22 protein-coding genes and 1 rRNA gene are annotated in these 22,493 nt (G+C 68.9%); 14 read left to right on the forward strand and 9 right to left on the reverse strand.

Annotated features, from left to right (window positions below; genetic code table 11):
• Positions 1-7: 7 nt before the first annotated feature.
• From ACWEOI_RS07355 to ACWEOI_RS07370, 4 genes are all read right to left on the reverse strand, one after another.
• The gene (locus ACWEOI_RS07355; protein ID WP_452359167.1) at positions 8-1,345 is read right to left on the reverse strand and encodes a hypothetical protein; all 1,338 of its coding nucleotides are present in this window, start codon (positions 1,343-1,345) and stop codon (positions 8-10) included.
• 120 nt (positions 1,346-1,465) lie between these two features.
• Positions 1,466-3,736 (reverse strand): AAA family ATPase, encoded by a 2,271-nt coding sequence (locus ACWEOI_RS07360; protein ID WP_452359168.1) that lies wholly within the window; start codon positions 3,734-3,736, stop codon positions 1,466-1,468.
• Positions 3,737-3,789: 53 nt separating this feature from the next.
• Positions 3,790-4,680: a CDP-diacylglycerol--serine O-phosphatidyltransferase gene (pssA, locus tag ACWEOI_RS07365; RefSeq protein WP_357284631.1), complete on the reverse strand. Its 891-nt coding sequence runs from the start codon at positions 4,678-4,680 to the stop codon at positions 3,790-3,792.
• A complete protein-coding gene (locus ACWEOI_RS07370) occupies positions 4,677-5,393 on the reverse strand; it encodes a phosphatidylserine decarboxylase (protein ID WP_433673506.1) in 717 nt (238 codons plus the stop codon). The genes pssA and ACWEOI_RS07370 overlap by 4 nt, the downstream gene beginning before the upstream one ends.
• A gap of 289 nt (positions 5,394-5,682) precedes the next feature.
• Between ACWEOI_RS07370 and ACWEOI_RS07375 the strand changes: the two genes are divergently transcribed.
• Positions 5,683-6,711, forward strand: a complete 1,029-nt coding sequence (locus ACWEOI_RS07375) for a beta-ketoacyl-ACP synthase III (RefSeq protein ID WP_452359169.1) — start codon at positions 5,683-5,685, stop codon at positions 6,709-6,711.
• 3 nt (positions 6,712-6,714) lie between these two features.
• On the opposite strand, the gene ACWEOI_RS07380 is transcribed toward ACWEOI_RS07375, so the two are convergent.
• On the reverse strand, positions 6,715-7,413 hold the full coding sequence (locus tag ACWEOI_RS07380; RefSeq protein WP_433668975.1) for an SIMPL domain-containing protein: 699 nt from the start codon (positions 7,411-7,413) through the stop codon (positions 6,715-6,717).
• A 15-nt stretch (positions 7,414-7,428) separates the two neighbouring features.
• The gene (locus ACWEOI_RS07385) at positions 7,429-7,887 is read right to left on the reverse strand and encodes an SRPBCC family protein (protein WP_433668973.1); all 459 of its coding nucleotides are present in this window, start codon (positions 7,885-7,887) and stop codon (positions 7,429-7,431) included.
• Between the two features lie 261 nt (positions 7,888-8,148).
• On the opposite strand from ACWEOI_RS07385, the gene ACWEOI_RS07390 reads away from it, so the two are divergent.
• The 10 genes from ACWEOI_RS07390 to groL all read left to right on the forward strand — a co-directional run bounded on the left by ACWEOI_RS07390 (position 8,149) and on the right by groL (position 17,675).
• Positions 8,149-8,349, forward strand: a complete 201-nt coding sequence (locus ACWEOI_RS07390; protein WP_433668972.1) for a hypothetical protein — start codon at positions 8,149-8,151, stop codon at positions 8,347-8,349.
• 18 nt (positions 8,350-8,367) lie between these two features.
• A complete protein-coding gene (locus ACWEOI_RS07395; RefSeq protein ID WP_433668970.1) occupies positions 8,368-10,041 on the forward strand; it encodes an FAD-dependent oxidoreductase in 1,674 nt (557 codons plus the stop codon).
• Positions 10,042-10,053: 12 nt separating this feature from the next.
• Entirely contained in the window at positions 10,054-11,535 is a 1,482-nt protein-coding gene (locus ACWEOI_RS07400) for an ATP-binding protein (protein ID WP_452359170.1), read from the forward strand.
• Complete coding sequence (locus tag ACWEOI_RS07405; protein WP_404205146.1) at positions 11,535-11,888, forward strand: UBP-type zinc finger domain-containing protein; 354 nt, start codon at positions 11,535-11,537, stop codon at positions 11,886-11,888. Before ACWEOI_RS07400 ends, ACWEOI_RS07405 begins: the two co-directional genes overlap by 1 nt.
• Positions 11,889-12,020: 132 nt before the next feature.
• Positions 12,021-12,476, forward strand: a complete 456-nt coding sequence (locus ACWEOI_RS07410) for a hypothetical protein (RefSeq protein ID WP_452359171.1) — start codon at positions 12,021-12,023, stop codon at positions 12,474-12,476.
• A gap of 32 nt (positions 12,477-12,508) precedes the next feature.
• On the forward strand, positions 12,509-13,387 hold the full coding sequence (locus tag ACWEOI_RS07415) for an RNA polymerase sigma-70 factor (RefSeq protein WP_452359172.1): 879 nt from the start codon (positions 12,509-12,511) through the stop codon (positions 13,385-13,387).
• 108 nt (positions 13,388-13,495) lie between these two features.
• Positions 13,496-14,578: an NAD(P)/FAD-dependent oxidoreductase gene (locus ACWEOI_RS07420; RefSeq protein ID WP_452359173.1), complete on the forward strand. Its 1,083-nt coding sequence runs from the start codon at positions 13,496-13,498 to the stop codon at positions 14,576-14,578.
• 66 nt (positions 14,579-14,644) lie between these two features.
• Positions 14,645-15,400, forward strand: a complete 756-nt coding sequence (locus ACWEOI_RS07425) for a Clp protease N-terminal domain-containing protein (protein WP_452359174.1) — start codon at positions 14,645-14,647, stop codon at positions 15,398-15,400.
• A gap of 107 nt (positions 15,401-15,507) precedes the next feature.
• Positions 15,508-15,810: a hypothetical protein gene (locus tag ACWEOI_RS07430; protein WP_357094617.1), complete on the forward strand. Its 303-nt coding sequence runs from the start codon at positions 15,508-15,510 to the stop codon at positions 15,808-15,810.
• A gap of 242 nt (positions 15,811-16,052) precedes the next feature.
• On the forward strand, positions 16,053-17,675 hold the full coding sequence (gene groL / locus ACWEOI_RS07435; RefSeq protein ID WP_357094620.1) for a chaperonin GroEL: 1,623 nt from the start codon (positions 16,053-16,055) through the stop codon (positions 17,673-17,675).
• Positions 17,676-17,851: 176 nt separating this feature from the next.
• Here groL and ACWEOI_RS07440 read toward each other — a convergent pair whose 3' ends face one another.
• Positions 17,852-18,553 (reverse strand): TetR/AcrR family transcriptional regulator, encoded by a 702-nt coding sequence (locus ACWEOI_RS07440; protein ID WP_452359175.1) that lies wholly within the window; start codon positions 18,551-18,553, stop codon positions 17,852-17,854.
• A gap of 148 nt (positions 18,554-18,701) precedes the next feature.
• Between ACWEOI_RS07440 and ACWEOI_RS07445 the strand changes: the two genes are divergently transcribed.
• Positions 18,702-19,652 (forward strand): NAD-dependent epimerase/dehydratase family protein, encoded by a 951-nt coding sequence (locus tag ACWEOI_RS07445; RefSeq protein WP_452359176.1) that lies wholly within the window; start codon positions 18,702-18,704, stop codon positions 19,650-19,652.
• Between the two features lie 110 nt (positions 19,653-19,762).
• Entirely contained in the window at positions 19,763-20,530 is a 768-nt protein-coding gene (locus ACWEOI_RS07450) for a DUF4386 family protein (RefSeq protein ID WP_452359177.1), read from the forward strand.
• Positions 20,531-20,543: 13 nt separating this feature from the next.
• On the opposite strand, the gene ACWEOI_RS07455 is transcribed toward ACWEOI_RS07450, so the two are convergent.
• Together ACWEOI_RS07455 and ACWEOI_RS07460 are read right to left on the reverse strand one after the other, a co-directional pair.
• Complete coding sequence (locus ACWEOI_RS07455) at positions 20,544-21,416, reverse strand: SDR family NAD(P)-dependent oxidoreductase (protein WP_452359178.1); 873 nt, start codon at positions 21,414-21,416, stop codon at positions 20,544-20,546.
• Positions 21,417-21,474: 58 nt separating this feature from the next.
• Positions 21,475-21,756, reverse strand: coding sequence for a hypothetical protein (locus tag ACWEOI_RS07460; protein ID WP_452359179.1), 282 nt, complete (start codon positions 21,754-21,756; stop codon positions 21,475-21,477).
• A gap of 447 nt (positions 21,757-22,203) precedes the next feature.
• On the opposite strand from ACWEOI_RS07460, the gene ACWEOI_RS07465 reads away from it, so the two are divergent.
• Positions 22,204-22,493: ribosomal RNA gene (locus tag ACWEOI_RS07465) — 16S ribosomal RNA — on the forward strand; the annotation flags it as partial.

Raw genomic sequence — 22,493 nt, forward strand, 5'->3', positions numbered from 1 at the left:
CCCCGGTCTAGCCCGCGGTGCTCCCGTTCGACGACCCCTCGGGCGGGGCGGCCGCGGACGGCACCGGCAGCGGCCGCAACCGTCGCAGCAGGAACATGCCCGCCAGGCAGCCGCCCGCCACCAGCACCGAGGTCCAGCCCGGCGTCGCGGTGGACCCCGAGCTGACCGAGCACATCCCCGAATTGCCCGACAGCATCGCGTAATCACCGCGCGCCACGTAATCCCGCATGCCCAGCACCGCCGACGGCACGAACAACAGGCTGGTCCCCAGCACCCGGCTCGGCACGTACCGCGGCCGGGCCGCCAGCAGGCCGAAACCGAGCAGCCAGGACACCAGCGCCGCGCTGCCCACGATCAGCCACGCCTCGGAGGCGTCACTGGTGAGCGCCGTCGACACCCCGACCAGCATGGACAGCCACAGGGCCGGCATCGGCCCGGACACCTGACTGCCCGCCCACATGCCGCACGCGCTCGCCGCCACCAGCAGCGGAATCGACCAGGCCGGCATCTCCGCCGCGATGGTCGCCGCGCCCACCGCGCCGACGCCCACCGCGATCAGCACGATCTCCCCGTCCCGCCCCGGCAGCAGCATCGACGCGATCATGGCGGTGCCGACCGAGGTCACCACGGCGAGCACGATGCCCGCCACGCTGCCGCCGTGCCGGGCCAGCCACTCCGCGCTGAACAGGGTGATCAGCACCAGCAGCGTGCCCGCCAGGATCGGAGCCAGCGGCAGCTCGATCGACAGCCGTTGCGCGGCCGGTCCCTTCCTGTTGATCAACAGGGAGGCCACGGCCAGCGCGAAGGCCAGCAGCACCATCCACATGGGCGGCATGCCGGAGGCGTGCCAGTGGTTCCGCAGATTGTCGGTGATGCTGCCGCCGCCCACCCGCGGCACCGGATTCACCGAACCCAGCAACAGACTGATCAGAATGCCCAGCGTCCAGGCGAAGGCGGGCAGCTTGTGATGCAGCACCGCCGCCCCGAGCGCGCCCAGGATTACGCCGCCCGACAGGGAGTCGATGAAGTTCATGGTCGACAGCGAGGAATTCGGGTCGCCCGCGTGGCCCAGGACGTGATTGGCGACCAGCACCAGCAGCCCGCCCACCGTGGTCGACCAGGCCACCGACGGGCTGCCCAAGGTGGTGATCAGCACCGCCGTGATCATGGCGATGAGCACGCCCGCCGCAATGGCGCGGGGCAGGCTGTAGGCGAGCAGATCCAGTTGCAGGGCGGAACTTTGTGAGGTCCAGCCGAAGTCGATGGGCAAGGTCAGCGCGAGGCCAGCAACCAGTGCTGCGACCAGTGCAGTGATCGTTTCGGTAGCGACCTTGTACGACCTCACCTGCGCAAAATTACCGGCCCCAGGGGTGTCGATCGGTCCGACTCGCTTACTTTGTAGATTTTTGGCGAACTTCCGGCCACATTCGGGCGTAGGCGGATGAATCAGACCGGTCGCATCAAATCAGACATAGCCCGACGGGTCGCCGGGCGGACCCGACATCTCCCGCTTCGCGGCGAACAAGCGCAATGACTCCACCTGCACCGGATCCAGCGACGGCCGTACCGCCTTACGCGCGGACGCCACATCCGCCGTCGTCACCTCCCCGGCGTCCACATCGCGGCGCATGGCGGCCAGCGCCGCCTCCCGCAACAGGGCCGAACAGTCCGCCGCCGAATAGCCGTCCAGTTCACGGGCCAGCCGCCGCAGATTCACATCCTTGGCCAGCGGCACCGATTTCGCCGCGGTGCGCAGGATCTCGGCCCGGGCGTCGGCGTCCGGCGGTGGCACGAACACCAGCCGCTCCAACCGGCCCGGCCGGGTCAGCGCCGAATCGATCAGATCCGGGCGGTTGGTCGCGCCGACCACCACCACGTCCCGCAGCGGCTCCACCCCGTCCAGCTCGGTGAGCAGGGCCGCCACCACCCGGTCCGACACCCCCGAATCCGAGGACTGCCCGCGCTGCGGCGCCAGCGCGTCCACCTCGTCGAGAAAGATCAGCGACGGCGCGGAATCGCGTGCGCGCTGGAACAACTCGCGCACCGCCCGCTCCGAGGAGCCGACCCACTTGTCCATCAGCTCCGCGCCCTTCACCGCGTGCACGCTCAACTGCCCGGACCCGGCCAGCGCCCGCACCAGGAAGGTCTTGCCGCAGCCCGGCGGCCCGTACAGCAGCACCCCGCGCGGCGGCTCGATCCCCAGGCGCGCGAACGAATCCGGATGCTTCAGCGGCCACAACACCGCCTCGGTCAACGCCTGCTTGGTCTCCACCATGTCGCCGACATCGTCGAGACTCAGGTTGCCGATGGACAATTCCTCCGACCCGGACCGGGACAGCGGGCGGATCACCTCCAGCGCCCCGGCCAGATCCTCCTGCCGCAGTACCGGATCCACGTCCTGACCGCTGTCGTGGTGTTCGCGGCTGGCCCGGGCCGCCGCCCGCAGCGCCGCCTCGCGGACCAGCGCCGCCAGATCCGACACCACGAATCCCGGTGTCCGCAGCGCGATCTCGTCGACCTTCAGGTCCTCGGTCGGAGCCTTGCGCAACAACTGCTCGAGCAGCGCGGCCCGGACCGCGGCGGTCGGCAGCGGCAGCGACACCTGCCGATCGAACAGTTCGGGCCCGCGCAGGCGCGCGTCCAGGCCCAATGGATTCGAGGTGGTCGCCAGCACCGCCACCGCGGGCAGCGCGATCGCCCGGCGCAGCTGGTCCAGGATCATGGTGGCCACCGGCTCGGCGTCGGCCGGCAGCAGCGCGTCGATATCGGTGATCAGCAGGACTCCGCCCGCGCCGGAACCGATCTCCTGCATCGTGTCGCCGACATCGCGGAACCGCTGGCCGCTCTCGGTCGCGCCGATCGCCGGGCCGTCCAGTTCCACCAGCCGCCGCGAGCCCACCACCGCCCGCGCCAGCGTCGCCTTGCCGACGCCCGCCGGGCCCGTGATCAGCACGCCCAGTTGCGAACTCGCGCCCAGCGCCTTCAGCAGCTCGGGCTCGTCCAATGCCAGATTCAGCCACTCCCGCAGCTTCGCGGCCTGGGCCTGCACCCCGGCCAGATCGGCGACGGCCACCGCCGAGGTCGGGGCGGTCGTCACCGGGCGCTCGGGGGCGACGATCGGCGAACTGTCGAGAGGGACGTCGTCGAGCAGGCCGAGCGGGGCGTCGGTCGAGCTGAAGGTCGTACCCAGCGTCACCGCCGTACTCGGCAGGATGGTGACCGGGCCCGGATACGGCTCGGTGGCCACCACCGTCAGCACCTCGGAGGTCCAGGCGATCCCCAAGCCCTTCAACGCCTTCCGGGCCGCGGCCGGATTGTCGCTGGGCAGCAGGTCGCGCGGGAGCAGGGTGACGGTGTCGCCCACGGTGACGACTTTCCCCAGCAGCGCCTGCCGCAGCGTCGACTCCGGAATCGCGGCCATGGCCAGCGACGAGCCCGTCACCGAGACGCGGCGGGCGTCGGTCTCGATGGCCGGGGCGATGGTGACGTCACCGCCGTCGCGGACCTTCGCGTTCGACAGCGTCACCTCGTCGAGTAGCGCGACGCCGGTGCCGAAGCCCTGCGACGGTTTGAACGTCCCCACCACGGCCGTGGTGCGCCGCCCACCGGTCAGGGTGACTCCCTGCCCCGGATGCAGGGCCAGCGCCATCAGGACTTCGGGATGCAGGCGCACCAGCCCCCAGCGGGCGTCGCCGCCCGAGGAGTTGCGTTGCGCGGTCAGCGTGAATTCCGGCACCCGTCAATTCTGCCCGCGGGAACCGGCCGCCGGTGACTATCCGCGCGGGCCGGTCATCCGCGCTGGCCGGGACGGCGTAGCCGCAGCCGCGCCGTCGACACCCGCGGCACCCGTCCGGCCAGCGGACGTTCGCGGCGCTGCGCCTTGCGCTGGGCGCGGCGTTCGGCGGGCTTGTGGTTCCAGGTCTCCGGCCGGGCGGCCACCCAGCGCGCGGAGTGCACCGCGAACGGGATGTGGCCCAGGTACAGCACCACCAGCGCCATCATCAGGATCAGCGGGTAGGTGACCAGCAGCGCGGCCGCCAGGGCGACCAGCACCAGCAGGATCGGCGCGGTCCGCGGAGCCACCGACACCGACTTGACGGCCAGCGTCGGCAGCGTGCTCACGCACAGCAGGCCGGTCAGCACGGTCCACACCGCCACCATCGGGAAGCTCACCCACCAGCCGTCGCCGAACTGCTCCGACAGCGCGATGGGTGTCAGCACGATCAACGCGCCCGCGGGCGCGGGCACCCCGACGAAGTACTCCCGCTGCCAGTCCGGCCGGTTGTCGTCGTCCATCAGGGTGTTGAACCGGGCCAGCCGCAACACCATGCAGACCGCGAACATCAAGGCCAGCACCCAGCCGATGCTGTCGGCGTGCAGGAAGGTCACGTACAGCACCAGGGCGGGCGTGACGCCGAACGCGATGGCGTCCGACAGCGAATCCAGTTCCGCGCCCATCTTGGAGGTGGCGTCCAGCATGCGGGCGATCCGGCCGTCCAGCATGTCGAACACCGCGGCCGCGCCGACCAGCGCCAGCGCGAACCCCAGCTGCCCCTGGATGGCGAACTTCACCGCCGACAGGCCCGAGCACAGGCCGAGCACGGTGACCATGCTGGGCAGCAGCCGGATGGTGCGGTTGCGGCGGCGCGCAGACGGCGCGGGCGCGAGTTGCTCCATCATGAATCCAGTTCGGCCAGTACCGTTTCCGCACCGATGGTGCGCTGCCCGGGGGTGACCAACAGTTTGGTCCCGGCCGGGAAGTAGGTGTCGACGCGCGATCCGAAACGGATCAGGCCGTAGGTGTCGCCGATGCTCAGCTTGTCGCCGGCCTCGGCCTCGCACACGATGCGCCGCGCCAGCAGACCGGCGATCTGCACGACCACGATCCGCTGCCCCGACTCGGTCTCGATGACCATGCTGTTGCGCTCGTTGCGGTCGCTGGCCTCGGGCAGGTCGGCCGAGAGGAAGTGGCCCTTCTGGTAGGCGACCTGCTCCACCAGGCCGCTCACCGGCACCCGCTGCACGTGCACGTCCAGCACCGACAGGAAGATGCTCACCCGCGGCAGCGGGGCGTCACCCAGGCCGAGCTCGGCCGGCGGCACCGCGGTGTCGACCAGGGCCACCTCGCCGTCGGCGGGCGCGACCACCACGCCGGGGCGGTTCGGCGGCACCCGGTGCGGGTGCCGGAAGAACGTCGCACAGGCCGCGGCGGCGGCCAATCCGGTGCGCCGCACCCACTTCCGGCGGAAGCCCAGCGCGGCCACCGCCAGCGGCGCCGCCACGAACGGCAGGCCGGCCGGGTGCAGCGGTGGAATGGAGGATCGGACCAGGTCGGCCACGTGACCGAGTCCGGTCGTTTCCGGGGTGCCGGGCGGGGTGGGGCGACGGGCCACGAGCTCCTCTTTCATGCGCGGATGGTTGCGGTCATAGACCGCGTCACACACTACGGGAAGCGCGTCGGACGCTCGCGTTCTCGGTTGCCGAAGGCCTCGGAGAACGATCTTCCGGAGGTATGTGAAGCACTGGTCAACGTATGCCTAATTGTGAGCGGAAGCACATACATGAGAAGCTGTCCGGATTAAGCTGAGGGAGCCTCATGTATGCGGCGTTTCGGCCGCGGGGGTGGGGAACTCGATGAAGGTCACGTTCGACGCGCAGTACGCAGTACATAAGGGAGAACCAATGTCTGCTCGAATTGCCTCGATCAGCGGGGCAGAGCACACGGCAATGCTCGGGCTCGGCGTGTACCGGCCGGAGCGAATCGTCACCAATGACGAGGTGGCGGGGCCGATAGATTCCAGCGACGAATGGATCCGGACCCGGTCCGGCATCCGTACCCGGCGCTTCGCCTCCGCCGAGGAGACGATCATCAGCATGAGCGCCGCGGCCGCCCGCGACGCCATCGACGCCGCGGAAGTCGATCCCGCCACGATCGACTGTGTCATCGTCGCGACCTCTACCTGGCTGTTGCTGACACCTGCCGCGGCTCCGCAGATCGCCACCGAACTCGGCCTGCAGAATGTGGCCGCCTTCGACGTCTCGGCCGGGTGCGCGGGCTTCTGCCACGCGGTCGCGTTGGCCTCGGATCTGGTCAAGGGCGGTACCGCCCGCAACGCGCTGGTCATCGGCGTGGAGAAGCTCACCACCACGGTCAACCCGAAGGACCGTGGCACGGCTTTCCTGTTCGCCGACGGCGCGGGCGCGGTGGTGATCGGCCCGTCCGACGAAGCCGGGATCGGGCCCACCGTATGGGGCTCGGACGGCACCCAGCACCGCGCGATCCGCCAGGACAAGGACTGGATGGAGTTCTTCACCGAGATCGATGAACGCGGTCTCGACGCCGTCCGGCCCTATCTCGCCATGGAGGGTACGGCCGTGTTCCGCTGGGCCGCACACTCTTTGGAGAAGGTCTGCCGCGATGCCATCGAGGTGGCCGGGCTGACCCCCGCCGATCTGGACGCCATGGTTCCGCACCAGGCCAACGGCCGGATCATCGAGATCATGGCCCGGGTGCTGAAACTTCCCGAGGACTGCGCCCTGGCCAATGACATCGAGGAGGCCGGCAACACCTCCGCCGCCTCGATACCGCTGGCCATGGAGGCCATGATGCGCAAGGGCGACGCCAAACCCGGCGGCACCGCCCTGCTCATCGCCTTCGGTGCGGGCCTGTCCTACGCGGCCCAGGTGGTCCAGTTGCCGAACTGGAAGTAGCGGTCAGTCCATATCCCAGGCGGCGGTCACGGTGAACGTGACCGTCTGCTGGCCTGGCTCGAGGTTGATGGTGGGCGCGGCCCCGGAGGGCAGGGCGTCCTTGTACATCGGCGTCGGGGTGGTTCCGCTGCCGTTCTCGCTGATGGTCTTGACCTTCTTCAGCTTCAGCCCGGACAGGTCCGCGTACTGCTGGGCGCGGCTCTTGGCGTCCTCGAAGGCGCGGGCGCGGGCGTCGGCCAGCAGCTTGGTGTTGTCCTCGAGCCCGAAGGCGACCGAGCTGATGCGGGTGTCGTTGCCGCCCGCCTGCACCGCGGCCGACAGGATGCCGGACGCCTTGGGCAGGTCCCGCACGGCCACGTGCATGGTGTTGGTGGCGCGATAGCCGGTGATGGTGCGTCCCTCCGGCCCGTAAGCGGGCTGGACGGACAGGTCGCTGGTCTTGATGTCCTCGCGCTTGGCGCCCGCGGTGACCATGGCGTCGGTGATGGCCTTCGCCTTGGCATTGGCCTGATCGACCGCCGCGGACACGTCGGTCGCGCTGACCTCGGTGCCGAGGTCGGCATTGAGCACATCCGGGGTGCCCTGGACCTTGCCGGTGCCGGTGACCGTCACGGTGCGGTCGCCCGAATCGGAGCTACCGCATCCGGTCGCCAGCATCGCGACACCGGCGGCCGCGGCGCAGATCGCTGTGAGTCGTCGCATAGGCCGAACCTACGCTCAGCGCTCCAGAAGTTCCTTGATCCGGCCGAGGGTTTCGTTCATGCCGTCGACCAGCCCGCCCTCGAAGGCCGCCTCGCCGCCGAAGACCTTGTCGATGGTGAACTGCAGCCAGCCCGGCAGCTTGCCCTTGGGCACGTCGCGGCGCTGGGTCACCTTCGTGCCGCCGTCGGCGGTGGGCTCGAGGGTGTAGCTCCAGACGGTGCCGTTCTCGTTCATCCGGAACGCCAGCGCGTGGTTGGGCTCGAAGCGCACGATCCGCGAGGTGCTCGGGTACACGTAGCCCTCGGCCTTGTTCAGGTTCACCGTCCAGGTGCCGGTGCGGACCGTGCGGCCCAGCGGCTGCATGCGCAGGGTGTTGGGGCTGAACTCGCGGATCCGCTGCAGGTCGGAGACGACGCTCCAGACCTTGTCCGGCGCGGCCGCGATATCGATGCTGGCTTCGAGGGTGTTCGGCAACGCTGCCTCCGGGGACGTGACGGTCGGTTACGGGCATCCTAGTTCGCGTGGCCTGGGTCACCAGGCGGCCGTGGCGTGGATCACCCGCCCCGACCTGGGCGTATGAAATGTGACCCGGGGTCATTCCGGGCGACGAGATCGCTTGGGTCACATTGTTGGGGTGTTGATGTCCGAAATGTAATGGCTGGCGCACAATATGAGATAAACGAAGTTACAGACACAGCCACCTGCTTCCGATTGGGAAACGTGAGGTGATCGGCCGTGAACCTGCGTTCGCTTCTGCATCTGGAGAGCAAGACCGTCCCGCTCCTCCCCGCTGACGGGCCCGGTACCGATGCGGATTCCGCCGAATCCAAACCGCCAGGGACGTCCGGCCGCAAGGCGAATCGGGCGCTCGAGGAACGCCTCGAGCGATTATTGACTCCGACCGAGATGGATCTCATTCAGCATCACCGAATTTGAGTCCGCGATACTGGTCAGGTGACTTCACCCTCTGCCGTCAAGCCGGCCATTCTCAGCGTCGACGACGACCCTGGCGTGTCGCGGGCCGTCGTGCGCGATCTGCGCCGCCGGTACGGGGCGGATTACCGGATTCTGCGGGCGGAGTCCGGCGCGGACGCCCTCGATGCCCTGCGTGAGATGAAACTGCGCGGCCAGCCGGCCGCGGTGCTGATCGCCGACTACCGGATGCCCGGGATGAACGGCGTCGAATTCCTCGAACAGGCGATGGACCTGCACCCCTACGCCCGCCGGGTGCTGCTCACCGCCTACGCGGACACCAATGCCGCCATCGAGGCCATCAATGTGGTGGACCTCGACCACTACCTGCTCAAGCCGTGGGACCCGCCGGAGGAGAAGCTCTACCCGGTCGTCGACGCCCTGCTGGAGGCCTGGCGCGGCGACGAGCACAAGCCGGTGACCGAGACCAAGGTGGTGGGCCACCGCTGGTCGGCCCGCTGCTCGGAGGTGCGGGAGTTCCTGGCGCGCAACCAGTTGCCGTATCGCTGGTACCAGGTCGACGAGCCGGAGGGCGCGCGCCTGCTGACCGCGGCGAACGCCACCGAGGACCAGTGCCCGGTCATCATCAACCCCGGCGGCGACGTGCTGATCATGCCGACCGACGCGCAGCTGGCCGAGGGCGTCGGCCTCAATACCGACGCCTCCAGCGACTTCTACGACCTGATCGTGGTCGGCGGCGGACCCGCCGGGCTGGGCGCGGCCGTCTACGGCGCCTCCGAGGGCCTGCGCACCGTGCTCGTGGAACGCACCGCCACCGGCGGCCAGGCCGGGCAGAGCTCCCGCATCGAGAACTACCTCGGCTTCCCCGACGGCCTGTCCGGCGCCCAGCTCGCCGACCGGGCCCGCCGCCAGGCCGTGAAGTTCGGGGCCGAACTGATCACCGCCCGCGAGGTGGTGGGCCTGGAGGCCTGTGGTTCGGCGCGCGTGGTGAAGTTCGCCGACGGCGGCAGTGTCGCCGCGCATTCGGTGCTGATCGCCACCGGCGTCAACTACCGCCACCACCCGGCCCCCGGCGTCGACGAATACACCGGCCGCGGCGTCTATTACGGCTCCGCCATGACCGAGGCCAGCGATTGCGCCGGCAAGGACGTCTACATCGTGGGCGGCGCGAACTCGGCGGGTCAGGCCGCGGTGTTCCTGTCCCGGCGCGCCCGCACGGTGCACATCCTGGTGCGCGGTGAATCGCTCGAGGCGTCCATGTCGCACTACCTGATCCAGCAGATCGCGCAGATCCCGAACATCAAGGTGCACACCCGCACCGAGGTGGTGTCCGCCGACGGCGACGACCACCTGGAACGGATCGTGCTGCGCGACAACGTCTCCGGGACGGAAGAGAAGGTGGACGCCGAACGGTTGTTCCTGTTCATCGGCGCCGCACCGGAAACCGACTGGCTCGAGGGCATCGTCAAACGCGACGACGCCGGCTACGTGCTGGCCGGACCCGACCTCATGGTGGACGGCGAACGGCCCGCGGGCTGGGAACTGCCGCGTCCCCCACAGCATCTGGAGACCAGCGTGCCCGGCGTCTTCGTCGCCGGTGACGTGCGTTCGGAATCGGCGAAGCGGGTGGCCTCGGCGGTCGGCGAGGGCGCGATGGCCGTCATGCTGGTGCACCGCTGGCTTGCGAAACAGTAGGAGTAGGCGCATATGGGCAACACCCGATTGATCTGCGACCCGAACGAACTGCGGCACCTGTTCCTGTTCGAGAAGCTCGACGACGAGCAGCTGGCCTGGCTGTGCCGCGACGGCCGGGTCGAAATGTTCGAGCCCGGACTGGTTTTCCGTGAGGGCGACCCGGCCACCTGCTTCTACGTCCTGATGGACGGCGAGGTCCGGATGACCAAGAACTCGGGCGGCGAGGAGATCGAACTCGTCCGCACCGAGCACGTCGGCTCGTACTCGGGCGCGTGGACCGCCTACATGGGCGACAAGGTCGAGCAGACCTACACCGCGTCCTTCTACGTGACCCGGCCCTCGAAGTTCTTCGTCCTCGACGCGGGCACCTTCGCGAAGATGATGCAGGACTGGTTCCCGATGGCGCTGCACCTCCTGGAGGGCGTCTTCTTCGGCAACCGCAATGCCAACGAGCGCATCGGCCAGCGGGAACGGCTGCTGGCGCTGGGTTCGCTGTCGGCGGGCCTGACCCACGAGCTGAACAACCCGGCCGCGGCCGCGGTGCGCGCCACCTCGTCGCTGCGCGAGCGGGTGGCCGGGATGCGGCACAAGCTGCGCATGATGGCGCACGGCAAGTTCAATTCGGAGACGCTCGAGGCGCTGGCCCAGTTGCAGGAGGAGGCGGCCGCGCAGGTCGCCAAGGCGCCGGTGCTGACGCCGCTGGAGGCCGCCGACCGCGAGGACGAGCTGGGCGACTGGCTCGAGGACCACGGGGTCGGCAACGGCTGGGACATCGCGCCCAACTTCGTGCAGGCCGGGTTCGACCTGGACTGGATGGAGAAGGTGCACGGCACCCTGTCCGGTTGTGGCGGAGACGTTTTCGAGGCGGCCATGCGCTGGCTCAACTACACCGTCGAGACCGAGTTGCTGATGAACGAGATCACCGACTCGACCAACCGGATCTCCTCGCTGGTGAACGCGGCCAAGCAGTATTCGCAGATGGACCGGGCCCCGTTCCAGGTGGTGGATCTGCACGAACTGCTGGACAGCACGCTGGTCATGCTGGCCCGCAAGATCGGTGACGACATCACCGTGGTCAAGGAGTACGACCCGGCGCTGCCGCCGGTGCCGTGCTACGCGGCCGAGCTCAACCAGGTGTGGACGAATCTGATCGACAACGCCGTGTCCGCGATGGGCGGGCGCGGTACGCTCAGCGTCCGTACCTATCGCGAGAACGAGTGCGCGGCAGTGGAAATCGGCGATACCGGGCCGGGCGTGCCGGACGAGATCCGCACCCGGATCTTCGAACCGTTCTTCACCACCAAACCGGTCGGCGAGGGCACGGGGCTGGGCCTGGACATCTCCTTCCGGATCGTGGTGAACAAGCATCACGGCGATATCCGGGTCGAATCCGAGCCCGGGAAAACGCGTTTCATCGTGCGGCTGCCGCTGGAGGTGGCGAACCCGGCCCCGGCCGAGGCCGACGCGGAACCGGCGACGACAGGAGGCAACTGATGACCGAGCAGATCAAGGGCATCGATCCGAGCGTTCCGCCCAGCGGGGCGGGCTGTCTGGAATGCGACGCCGCGGGCGGCTGGTGGTTCCATCTGCGGCGCTGCGCGGAGTGCGGCCATGTCGGTTGCTGTGACAATTCGCCGAGTCAGCACGGCACCAAGCACTTCCGGGAGACCGGGCATCCCTTCATCCAGAGCTACGAGCCCGGCGAGGACTGGTTCTACAACTTCGAGACCGAGGACATGTACAGCGGCGGTCCCGACCTGGCCGCCCCGACCTCGCATCCGGCCGATCAGGGGGTGCCGGGTCCGCGCGATCGGGTGCCCGCGGACTGGCAGCAGCGCTTGAACTGACCCGCTCTGCGGCCGGTAAAAACCGGCCGACCAGACTTTTCCTTTCCGGCTCCGGCGGAGCCGGGTACGCTGCTGCGAGCGCCGGGCCGGTCCGGCGATTCGGCACTCTCGGGAAAGTTCGGAAAGCAGGGTATGAAGCGTCTTTCGATGGTCGCCCTCACCGCAGGTGCGATGGCCCTCACCTTGGGCGCGGCTCTCACCGGCTGTGGTTCGGACAAAGCCGGTGGCAGTAATGGCCTGAAACAGGCCGAGACCACCTCCGCGGCGGCCAGAACCACCGCCGCCGCCCCGACCACGGCCGCGATCCCGGCCGAGTCGCCCGTCGACGCCCCCGCCGCGGTCCCCACCGCCGCGACGGTGGCCAAGAAGACCAGCGCCCCCAATGGCGCGCAGACCACCTGCGCCGACTTCCGCGACCTCACCGAGGACGCCGAACGGCAGGTCATCCAGCAGGTGCTGGCCGCGCACCCGGGGTCCTTCCTGGATGGCAGCCCCGCTGCCGCGCTGAGTACGGCGAAGCTCGCCTGCATGTCCGGAAATTACGCCAACACCCCGGTCGCCGTCGCGATCCGGGTGGCGCCCAAGTAGTCTCACGGGAGAATTTCCGGGAGGCGGCACACGTGGTGGAATTCGAACGGCACCGGCCGCGTCTCTTCGCGCTCGCGTACCGCATGCTCGGATCCGCCGCCGAGGCCGAGGACGCCGTCCAGGAGACCTACCTGCGCTGGCACGGCACCGACCGCGCCGACATCCGTTCCGTCGAAGCCTGGCTGACCACCATCCTGGTGAATCTCTGTCGCACCTGGCTGGATTCGGCCCGTGCCCGCCGCGAGACCTACGTCGGGCCCTGGCTGCCCGAACCGGTCCCCACCGGCCACGGCGAACTCGGCCCGCTGGAATCGGCGGAACAGCGGGAACTGGTGTCGATGGCGTTCCTGGCGCTGGCCGAACGGCTCAGCCCCACCGAACGCGCGGTGTTCGTGCTGCGCGAGGCCTTCGGCTACGCGCACCGCGAGATCGCCGACATGCTCGGTCTCACCGAATCCAATGCGCAGCAGGTGTATCGCCGCGCCGCGCACCGGGTGCACGAGGAGAAGCCGCGCTTCGAATCGGCCCCGGCGCACGCGCGGGAACTGGTCGAAAAGTTCCTCAGCGCAGCGCAATCCGGTGATCTCGCGGCGCTCGAGTCCATGTTCACCGCCGATATCGTGGCCCTGGCCGACGGCGGTTCGAAGGTCAATGCCGCGAAGCGCCCGATCGTCGGCGCGGAGAAGGTGGCCCGCTACCTGCTCGGTCTGTTCGGCAAGATCCCGAGTTTCGGCGCCGACATCAGCGTCGTGATCGAAGAGGTCAATGCCGCGCCCGCCTTCGTGGTGCGTGCGGACGGGGCCGTGCTCGGCACCATCTCCGTCGGCTTCGACGGCGACTCGATCGCCTCGGTCCAGCTCGTGGTGAACCCGGACAAGCTGACCTATTTCGCGTCGCACGATTGCGTGTGACGCAGGACACACCTGGATTCTGTCAGGGATCGCGGGGCTGTCCGGTCTAGAGGGTGTCGGCTACCGAGCGGGGCCGACTGTGTACCTGAAGTGAAAAGGAGCACTCTCATGACCGGGCAGCATCGAATCGTCGTTCTGGGCGCGGGCTACGCGGGACTGGCCGCGGCGCGGGAAGCGATCAAGGCCAAGGGCGCGCACGTCACCGTCATCGACCTGCACACCGAATTCGTGGATCGGGTGCGGCTGCACCAGGTCGCCGCCGGGCAGGACGTGGCCCGCTGGGAGCTGCGGAAGACTTTGGCGGCCAAGGGGATCGAGTTCGTCAACGGCCGCGCCGAGCGCGTCGACACCGAGGCTCGCCGCGTCGAACTGGCCACGGGCGAGGCCGTCGCGTACGACTCGCTGATCTACGCCCTCGGCAGCCGCGCCGATCTCTCGATGGTGCCCGGCGCGGCCGAATTCGCGCACACCGTGGCCACGTCGGAGGACGTGCGCCGGATTCCCGCCCTCGCCGGCCGGGTCGCCGTGGTCGGCGGCGGCGCGACCGGGCTCGAGACCGCGACCGAACTGGCCGAGAGCAACCCCGGCCTCGAGGTGGTGCTGGTCAGCTCGGACGAGCCGGGCGGCTGGCTGATCCCCAAGGCCGTCGCGCACATTCGCACCGTCCTGGATCGGCTCGGCGTCGAGGTGCGGGTCGCCAAGGTGGCGGCGGTGACCGCCACCGGCCTCGACCTGGTGGACGGCGACCACGTCGACGCCGACATCGTGCTCTGGACAACGGGTTTCACGGTGCCCGAGGTGGCTGCCCGCTCGGGTCTGCCGGTGGACGGGCGGGACCGGGTGCTGGTCGACGATCGGCTGCGGGTGCGCGGTGTCGACGATGTGTACGCGGTCGGTGACGCGGCGGTGATGATCGGGCACAACGGCCGCGAGGCCCGGATGTCGTGCCAGGCGGCGCAGCCCGCGGGCAAGTACCTGGGTGCGGCCGTCGCGGCCCGTCTGCGCGGCAAGCAGCCAGGGCCCTTCACCCCGCGCTTCGTCCTGACCTGCATGAGCCTGGGTCGCCGGGACGGTCTGGTCCAGGTCATGAAGGCCGACGACTCGAACGGCAGCATCGCGCTGACCGGCCGTCCGGCGGCGTGGATCAAGGAGCGGATCGTGGGTGCGGTGGGCCGGGCGGCGAAGCTCTGACCGACTCGCCGAAGCATCGTCAACCTATGGTTGACCAAGCCTACTTGGTCAACCTACAGTTGACGTATGACGAACTCGATCCGCCTCGACGACCTGATCGACGGCATCAAGAAGGCCCGCCCCGACGACGTGCTCGAGCAGCTGTCCGACGCCGTGGTGCTGGGCAACCACATCGGCGAGGTGGCCGACCATCTGATCGGCCACTTCGTCGACCAGGCCCGCCGTTCCGGCGCGTCCTGGACCGATATCGGCCAGAGCATGGGCGTCACCAAGCAGGCCGCCCAGAAGCGCTTCGTCCCCAAGACCCCCGCTGACGCCGGGCAGGCGGCGGCTCTCGACCCCAATGCCGGTTTCGCCCGCTTCACCCCGCGTGCCCGCCAGGTGGTGATGGCCGCCCAGGAGGAGGCCCGGGCCGTCGGCAATCTGGAAACCCGCCCCGAACACCTGATTCTCGGCCTGCTCTCGGAGCCGGAATCCCTCGCGGTCACGGTGATCGAGGCCAAGGGCATCTCCGCCGACGCCGTCCGCCGGGTGGCCACCGCCGCGCTGCCCGCCGCCACCGGCGACCCGGTCCCGCCGCTCATCCCCTTCGACGCGCAGGCCCGCAAAGCCCTCGAGCTGACCTTCCGCGAGGCGCTGCGGCTCGGCCACAACTACGTCGGCACCGAGCACCTGCTGCTCGCCCTGCTCGACCTGGAACACGGCGCGGGCATCCTGTCCGGCCTGGGCCTGGACAAGGACGCGGTGCAGGCCGACGTCGTGGGCCTGCTGGCGTCGCTGACCGCGCCCGCCGCGCCGGCGGGCACCGAGGACACGCAGTAGTCCGCGTGTCGTTCCGCCCCGCTGCCGACCTGGTGATGTATGCCCCGGGACCGGTGTCCTCGCGCCGGATCCCCTGGGGAGCATGTTGCGGCAGATACGATTGTGGAATGGCGGACGACGAGAGTTCCGACCTAGTTGCGGGGGAGCAGCGCGCTGACCTGCTGCGCGCGCTCAGCTATGTCTCCACAGAGGACACGCCCGACGGTGGCTACATCGTGAACGGAGACCTCCCACCCGAGGTCGCGCCTCCGTTCATCCGGGCGATCATGCGTATCGAAGCCGAACTCCTGCTGCAGGACGCCGAACTCGTCACCATCGAGCACGGTGAGCCCCGCACTCCGGAGGAGCGCCGCACCGATGCGCTGATCGCCCTGCTGCTGCGGGTCGACGACCGCTCGCACTTCTCGTAGTGCCGGGCGGGCGACCGGACCGCACGAGGTGACTCGTGCGGTCTTCCGCGCGTTTCGGGGCCCGGCCCCAACCTTGCAGTCGGTGGGGGTGAGTGCTAGAAATGGGTTTGGCACTCCATACCTGTGAGTGCTAGGTCGGGGCGGTGAGGCCGGGCTGGTTAACAAGCTCCTCGGTCGTCCGTCGCGGGCACCATGCCTGGCCAGAACACTGTCAATCCCCAGATCTGGAGGATCTCAACGCAATGGCCAAGACAATTGCGTACGACGAAGAGGCTCGCCGCGGTCTCGAGCGTGGTCTGAACGCCCTCGCTGACGCCGTCAAGGTGACCCTGGGCCCGAAGGGCCGCAACGTCGTGCTGGAGAAGAAGTGGGGCGCCCCCACCATCACCAACGACGGTGTCTCCATCGCGAAGGAAATCGAGCTCGAGGACCCGTACGAGAAGATCGGCGCGGAGCTCGTCAAGGAAGTCGCCAAGAAGACCGACGACGTCGCGGGTGACGGCACCACCACCGCCACCGTGCTGGCCCAGGCGCTGGTCCGTGAGGGCCTGCGCAACGTGGCCGCCGGCGCCAACCCGCTCGGCCTGAAGCGCGGCATCGAGAAGGCCGTCGAGGCCGTCACTGCCAAGCTGCTCGACACCGCCAAGGAGGTCGAGACCAAGGAGCAGATCGCCGCCACCGCCGGTATCTCGGCCGGCGACTCGTCCATCGGTGAGCTGATCGCCGAGGCCATGGACAAGGTCGGCAAGGAAGGCGTCATCACCGTCGAGGAGAGCAACACCTTCGGTCTCCAGCTGGAGCTCACCGAGGGCATGCGCTTCGACAAGGGCTACATCTCCGGTTACTTCGTGACCGACCCCGAGCGTCAGGAAGCGGTCCTCGAGGACCCGTACATCCTGCTCGTCGGTTCGAAGATCTCGACCGTCAAGGACCTGCTGCCGCTGCTGGAGAAGGTCATCCAGGCCGGCAAGCCGCTGCTGATCATCGCCGAGGACGTCGAGGGCGAGGCCCTGTCGACCCTGGTCGTGAACAAGATCCGCGGCACCTTCAAGTCCATCGCCGTCAAGGCCCCGGGCTTCGGTGACCGTCGCAAGGCCATGCTGGCCGACATCGCCATCCTGACCGGTGGCGAGGTCATCAGCGAAGAGGTCGGCCTCTCGCTGGAGACCGCCGGCATCGAGCTGCTGGGCCAGGCCCGCAAGGTCGTCATCACCAAGGACGAGACCACCATCGTCGAGGGCGCGGGCGACGCGGAGGCCATCAAGGGCCGCGTGCAGCAGATCCGCACCGAGATCGAGAACTCGGACTCGGACTACGACCGTGAGAAGCTGCAGGAGCGTCTGGCCAAGCTGGCCGGCGGTGTCGCGGTCATCAAGGCGGGCGCGGCCACCGAGGTCGAGCTCAAGGAGCGCAAGCACCGCATCGAGGACGCCGTCCGCAACGCGAAGGCTGCCGTCGAAGAGGGCATCGTCGCCGGTGGTGGCGTGGCCCTGCTGCAGTCGTCGCCGGCCCTGGACGCGCTGACCCTGTCGGGTGACGAGGCCACCGGTGCGAACATCGTTCGCGTCGCGCTGTCCGCGCCGCTGAAGCAGATCGCCTTCAACGCGGGCCTGGAGCCCGGCGTCGTCGCCGAGAAGGTCTCGAACCTCCCCGACGGCCACGGCCTGAACGCCGACTCCGGCGAGTACGTCGACCTGCTGGCCGCCGGCGTTGCCGACCCGGTCAAGGTCACCCGCTCGGCCCTGCAGAACGCGGCCTCCATCGCGGCCCTGTTCCTGACCACCGAGGCCGTCGTCGCCGACAAGCCGGAGAAGGCCGCCCCGGCGGGCGACCCGACCGGCGGCATGGGCGGCATGGACTTCTAAGTCCTGCCTTCCGGCAACGGAATCGAACAACCTGGGCCCGGTCACCGCACGGTGACCGGGCCCAGTGCTGTGTATGGTGCGGATCTGCGCCGAAAACACTCGGTGGTGGCCTGACCCCGAGCCCCGGCGGGCGGCATCGGGTGGTGGGACCGGAATCGGTGTGTGGCGGGCCGAGTTCAGTCGGTGGCGGGGAGGCCGACGAGGTCGGCCATCAGGTTCATGTGGTGATGGAAGTAGTCGGCGACGGCGTCGATGGTGCCGTCGAGGCGGCCGAAGATCTCGAAGGTGACCAGGCCGAAAAGCTGTGTCCAGCCGACGAATACGCGGTCGAGGACCTCTTCGGGGAGGTCGGCGGACTGTTGTTCGATGAGGACGCGGAGGTCCGCGCGAACGGGGGCGGGCAGGGGAGTGGGCAGGGCGGCGGGGGTGAGCCGGTCGGCCGCCGCGGCGCGGGTGGCGATGCTCGCGAGCAGCAGGACGACGGTGGCGGCGGGGCCGACGGTGTCCTTCGGCGCGTCGTAGCCGGGGATCGGGCTGCCGTAGAGCAGGCCGTATTCGGTGGGGTTGGCGAGGGCCCAGTCGCGGACCGCCGTGCAGACCGAAAGCCATTGCGCGCGTGGGTTGTTGGCGGGTGCGGCGTCGTGGGCGGTGGTGGCGGCCGCGCCGAGGGAGCGGTAGCCGTCCAGGATGAGCGCGGTGAGCAGGTCGTCGCGGCTGGGGAAGTAGCGGTACAGCGCGGAGGCGACGATGCCGAGGTCGCGGGCGACGCCGCGCAGCGACAGATTGGCGCCGTCGGTGGCCAGCCGCGCGCGGGCGGTGGCCTTGATCTCCTCGATCATCTCGGTGCGGACGCGGGCGCGCAGGGATCCGGCGGACATGGTCGCAGTGTAGAGAACAGGAAACCGTTGAGAGAACGGTAGGCGACTGGGAGAACACTGTTCTTGACAGGAAACGGTGTGCACTTCTACCGTCGGGAGTGCGAGAACAGTGTTCTCGGAACACCCATCCGACAGGATCGAGGACCTCATGTCCCTGCACGTCGTCATAGGAGCGGGTCCGGTGGGCACGGCCACCGCGCGACTGCTCGCCGCCCGGGGCGACCACGTCCGCATCGTCACCCGCAGCGGCTCCGGCCCCGAGCACCCGAACATCGATCGCATTACCGCCGACGCCACCGACCCGCGGGCGCTGCTCGCCCATTGCGAGGGCGCGGCGGCCCTCTACCAGTGCGCGCAGCCCGCCTATCACCGCTGGCCACAGGATTTCCCACCCCTGCACCACGCCGTCCTGACCGTGGCCGAACGCTCCGGCGCACCCTTGATCACCGTCGGAAACCTGTACGCCTACGGCGAGTTCGACGGCCCGGTGTCCGAGTCCCACCCGCTGCGCCCGAATTCGGCGAAGGGCCGGGTGCGCGCGGACCTGTGGTCGGAGCAGCTGGCGGCCCACCGATCCGATCGCGTCCGCACCGCCGAGGTGCGCGGTTCGGACTACCTCGGCCCCGCCGCGACCTCCGCGTTCACCGTGATGGTGTTGCCCGCCGTGCTCGTGGGCAAGCGAGCCCTGGTCCCCGCGGACCTGGACGCCCCGCACAGCTGGACCGCCACCGAGGACGTGGCCCGCCTGCTGGTCGCGGTCGCCGATGACGAAACCGCCTGGGGCCGAGCCTGGCACGTGCCCACCGCGCCGCCGCTGTCCATCCGCGCCCTGGCGGACCTGACCGCGTCGGTGGCCGGAGCACCGCCCGCCCGGATCGGCCGCATGCCCGCCGCACTGCTCTGGACCGCGGGCCTGTTCCTGCGCGACGCCCGGGAAATGCGCGAGCTGCGCTACCAGTTCGACCGGCCCTTCGTCCTGGACTCGTCGGCCGCGACCGCACGCTTCGCCATGCGGCCCACACCGCTGGAGGAGACGCTGCACGCCATGCTCGCCGATCACCCCGGCTCGGCGCTCGGTGCGACGACGGGGGTGCTCTGATGCGTCGCGAATCGGTGTCTTCCGAACGCGAGGTCATATCTCCGCGCGCTGCCCGCCCACTGACGACGAGTATCGAGCCGAAAGCGGCTCCGGCGACGGATTCGGCCGCTATGGATTCGGCACCTGCGGTCGACTCGGCGGGTATCGGTGTAGACGGCACGCTTCCGGCTCTCGCGGTGAACGCCGCAGCCGCTCGTCCGGTGGCCCCCGCCGCCGGAAGGTCTGACCGCTGGGCGGTTCGGCTGCTGATCGTCGCGGCCGTGGTCGGCATGAATGCCGGATTCTCCGGGCTGGGCAGTGTCTTCGACTACCCCCGCGTGCTGTCCCGGCCGAGTGCCGAGGTGCTCGGGCTGTTCCGGGTACACGAGTCGGCCGTGGTCGCCTGGTTCTCGGTGCTCGTGTGTGGTGCGCTGTTGCTGATCCCCATCACGGTGCTGGTCGGCCGTTCGGATCGTTCCGTGCGCATGCGCTGGGCCGTCCGGGCCGGTGCGGCGGCGGGTGTGGTGCAGGCGATCGGTCTGCTGCGCTGGCCGCTGCTGGTGCCCGGCTTCGCCGACCGCGTGGTGTCCGAAGCCGGAAGTGCTTCGGCCACAGCGGAGTTCGAGTTCTGGAACCGGATCCTGGGCTCATTCGTCGGCGAGACCCTCGGCTACACGCTGACCGCCGTCTGGACGGTGCTGGTGGCCTCGGTCCTGCGGCAGCGGGGCTTCCCGCGCTGGTTCGCCGCGCTCGGAACCGTCGCCGCGGCGCTGATCCTGCTCGGTGTGGCCGCCCTGTGGCGGGTGCCGGGCGCGCAGCAGGCGAATTTCGCCGGATACGTGCTGTGGAGCGGGTGGATGCTGGCACTGGCTCTCTTGTGGGGCCGCCGTCGCGGATGACGGCGGCCGGGGTTCACATGCCTCGGCGGAAGCGGGTGTTGCGGATGGTGTCGGCGCGTTCGGGGAGAACGCTGTCGATGAGCGCGGCGACCCGGCCCATGACCGGGGCCAGCCGGCGGGGGCGGTCGATGATGGCGTCGCAGATGATCCGGCCGCCTTCGTCCGCGGTGAGCGCATTGGCCGTGGCCTGCTGGTAGACGGGGTTGGCGGTGATCATGTCGGTGCGGACGAGGGGGAGGTAGATCGAGGTGAATCGGAGGTTCTCGGTCTGGGTCTCGGCTTGCAGGTTGGTGCTGAGCGAGTCGAGGGCGGCCTTGGACGCGACATAGGCGGCGTAGCCAGGGCCGCCGTAGAGGTTGGCGAGCGACAGGATGTTGATGATCTGTCCGTCGCGGCGGTCCCGCATGGCGGGGGCGAAGGCGAGGATGAGGCGGACCGCGGCGAAGTAGTTGAGCCGCATGGTGCGCTCGTAGTCGTGGAACCGGTCGTAGGACTCGTCCAGCCGGCGGCGAATGGATCGCCCGGCATTGTTGACGAGGATGTCCACCCGGCCGTGGTCGGCGAGCACCTTCGCGGTCATGGCGTCGAGCGCCTCGAAGTCATTGAGGTCGCAGGGGTAGGCGGCGGCCCGCCCGCCCGCGGCCTCGATCTCGGTGACGGCGTCCGCGAGTTCGTCCGCGCGGCGCGCGACCAGGAGAACGGTGGCCCCGGCCGCGCCGAGCTGCACGGCGGCGACCCGTCCGATGCCGGAGGAAGCCCCGGTGATGAGCACGGTCCGGCCCGCGACGGCGTCGGCGAGGGTGCGGTCGCGCCGCAGCCGGGACAGGCTGACCTGGGTGTCGAGGCCGTGGCGGATCTTGTGCAGCAGGTCACTGATGTCGTGCATGCCCAGTGATGCTAAGTGCCGCACCGGGATTCGGTGGGGGTTCGGATTCGCGCCCCGGTCAGCGCCGGGGATGGCGCTCGGAGAGCACGGCGGCGGCATCGATAGGACGGATTCCGAGGAGTGTGGCGGCGGCCGCGATGGTCGCCTGGGTGGCGGGATCGTTCGGATGCGCGGGGTCGAGGAGGAGTTCCACCAATTCCATGGCGGCGATCGCTTGTTCACGGGTGACGAGGCGGCCGGGCAGCCAACTAACGCGCCAGTCGGTTTCCTTAATGCCGGGGATTCTTTCCGCGAACTCGTCGGCGATGCCACTGGTAATCGACCAAGCACACACGTACACCCGCGAATTATGCCTCTGACCAGCCGATTTGACTTCTGTTCGTAGCAACACGTAACTTAGTCCAGGTCAGAGCGACACGGACACCGACCCGGAGCCCCAAAGGCCTGGGAAACGAGGTTGGACGAGGAGCGCCTGATGATCACATTAGCTTCACTGACCAGCGGATTTGGTTCTGCTGCGAAGTAGGGGCTAAAGTATAGAAGCAGCCACGGAGACCGACCGGGACAAAGAGCCCGCGAAGTTCCGTGTGCGTGTGTTCTTTGAGAACTCAATAGTGTGTCGATGAATGTCAGTGCCAAATATTATATTTGGTTCCAATCATTCTCACCCCCGTGAGGGTGGTTGGACATTTAAGTCGGCTAATTTTCCAGCCGACGATTTGCTAGGTTTTCGGACTCTGGTTCGAGATACTTCTGATTCGCTGCTTCGGCAGTAAATCTAGAGTCTTCAACGGAGAGTTTGATCCTGGCTCAGGACGAACGCTAGCGGCGTGCTTAACACATGCAAGTCGAGCGGTAAGGCCCTTCGGGGTACACGAGCGGCGAACGGGTGAGTAACACGTGGGTGATCTGCCTCGCACTCTGGGATAAGCCTGGGAAACTGGGTCTAATACCGGATATGAGCCTGGACTGCATGGTCTGGGTTGGAAAGGTTTACTGGTGCGAGATGGGCCCGCGGCCTATCAGCTTGTTGGTGGGGTAACGGCCCACCAAGGCGACGACGGGTAGCCGACCTGA

This window comes from Nocardia sp. NPDC004340 (assembly GCF_053602575.1).

What these genes read in the sequence shown, in the direction of transcription:
- ACWEOI_RS07375 (WP_452359169.1), top strand. Translation starts at nt 5,683, where the DNA reads ATGTCTGCTCGAATTGCCTCGATCAGCGGGGCAGAGCACACGGCAATG.
- groL (WP_357094620.1), top strand. Translation starts at nt 16,053, where the DNA reads ATGGCCAAGACAATTGCGTACGACGAAGAGGCTCGCCGCGGTCTCGAG.
- ACWEOI_RS07445 (WP_452359176.1), top strand. Translation starts at nt 18,702, where the DNA reads ATGTCCCTGCACGTCGTCATAGGAGCGGGTCCGGTGGGCACGGCCACC.
- ACWEOI_RS07380 (WP_433668975.1), bottom strand. Translation starts at nt 7,413, where the DNA reads ATGCGACGACTCACAGCGATCTGCGCCGCGGCCGCCGGTGTCGCGATG.
- ACWEOI_RS07455 (WP_452359178.1), bottom strand. Translation starts at nt 21,416, where the DNA reads ATGCACGACATCAGTGACCTGCTGCACAAGATCCGCCACGGCCTCGAC.
- ACWEOI_RS07405 (WP_404205146.1), top strand. Translation starts at nt 11,535, where the DNA reads ATGACCGAGCAGATCAAGGGCATCGATCCGAGCGTTCCGCCCAGCGGG.
- ACWEOI_RS07400 (WP_452359170.1), top strand. Translation starts at nt 10,054, where the DNA reads ATGGGCAACACCCGATTGATCTGCGACCCGAACGAACTGCGGCACCTG.
- ACWEOI_RS07450 (WP_452359177.1), top strand. Translation starts at nt 19,763, where the DNA reads ATGGATTCGGCACCTGCGGTCGACTCGGCGGGTATCGGTGTAGACGGC.
- ACWEOI_RS07440 (WP_452359175.1), bottom strand. Translation starts at nt 18,553, where the DNA reads ATGTCCGCCGGATCCCTGCGCGCCCGCGTCCGCACCGAGATGATCGAG.
- ACWEOI_RS07420 (WP_452359173.1), top strand. Translation starts at nt 13,496, where the DNA reads ATGACCGGGCAGCATCGAATCGTCGTTCTGGGCGCGGGCTACGCGGGA.
- pssA (WP_357284631.1), bottom strand. Translation starts at nt 4,680, where the DNA reads ATGATGGAGCAACTCGCGCCCGCGCCGTCTGCGCGCCGCCGCAACCGC.
- ACWEOI_RS07410 (WP_452359171.1), top strand. Translation starts at nt 12,021, where the DNA reads ATGAAGCGTCTTTCGATGGTCGCCCTCACCGCAGGTGCGATGGCCCTC.
- ACWEOI_RS07425 (WP_452359174.1), top strand. Translation starts at nt 14,645, where the DNA reads ATGACGAACTCGATCCGCCTCGACGACCTGATCGACGGCATCAAGAAG.
- ACWEOI_RS07430 (WP_357094617.1), top strand. Translation starts at nt 15,508, where the DNA reads ATGGCGGACGACGAGAGTTCCGACCTAGTTGCGGGGGAGCAGCGCGCT.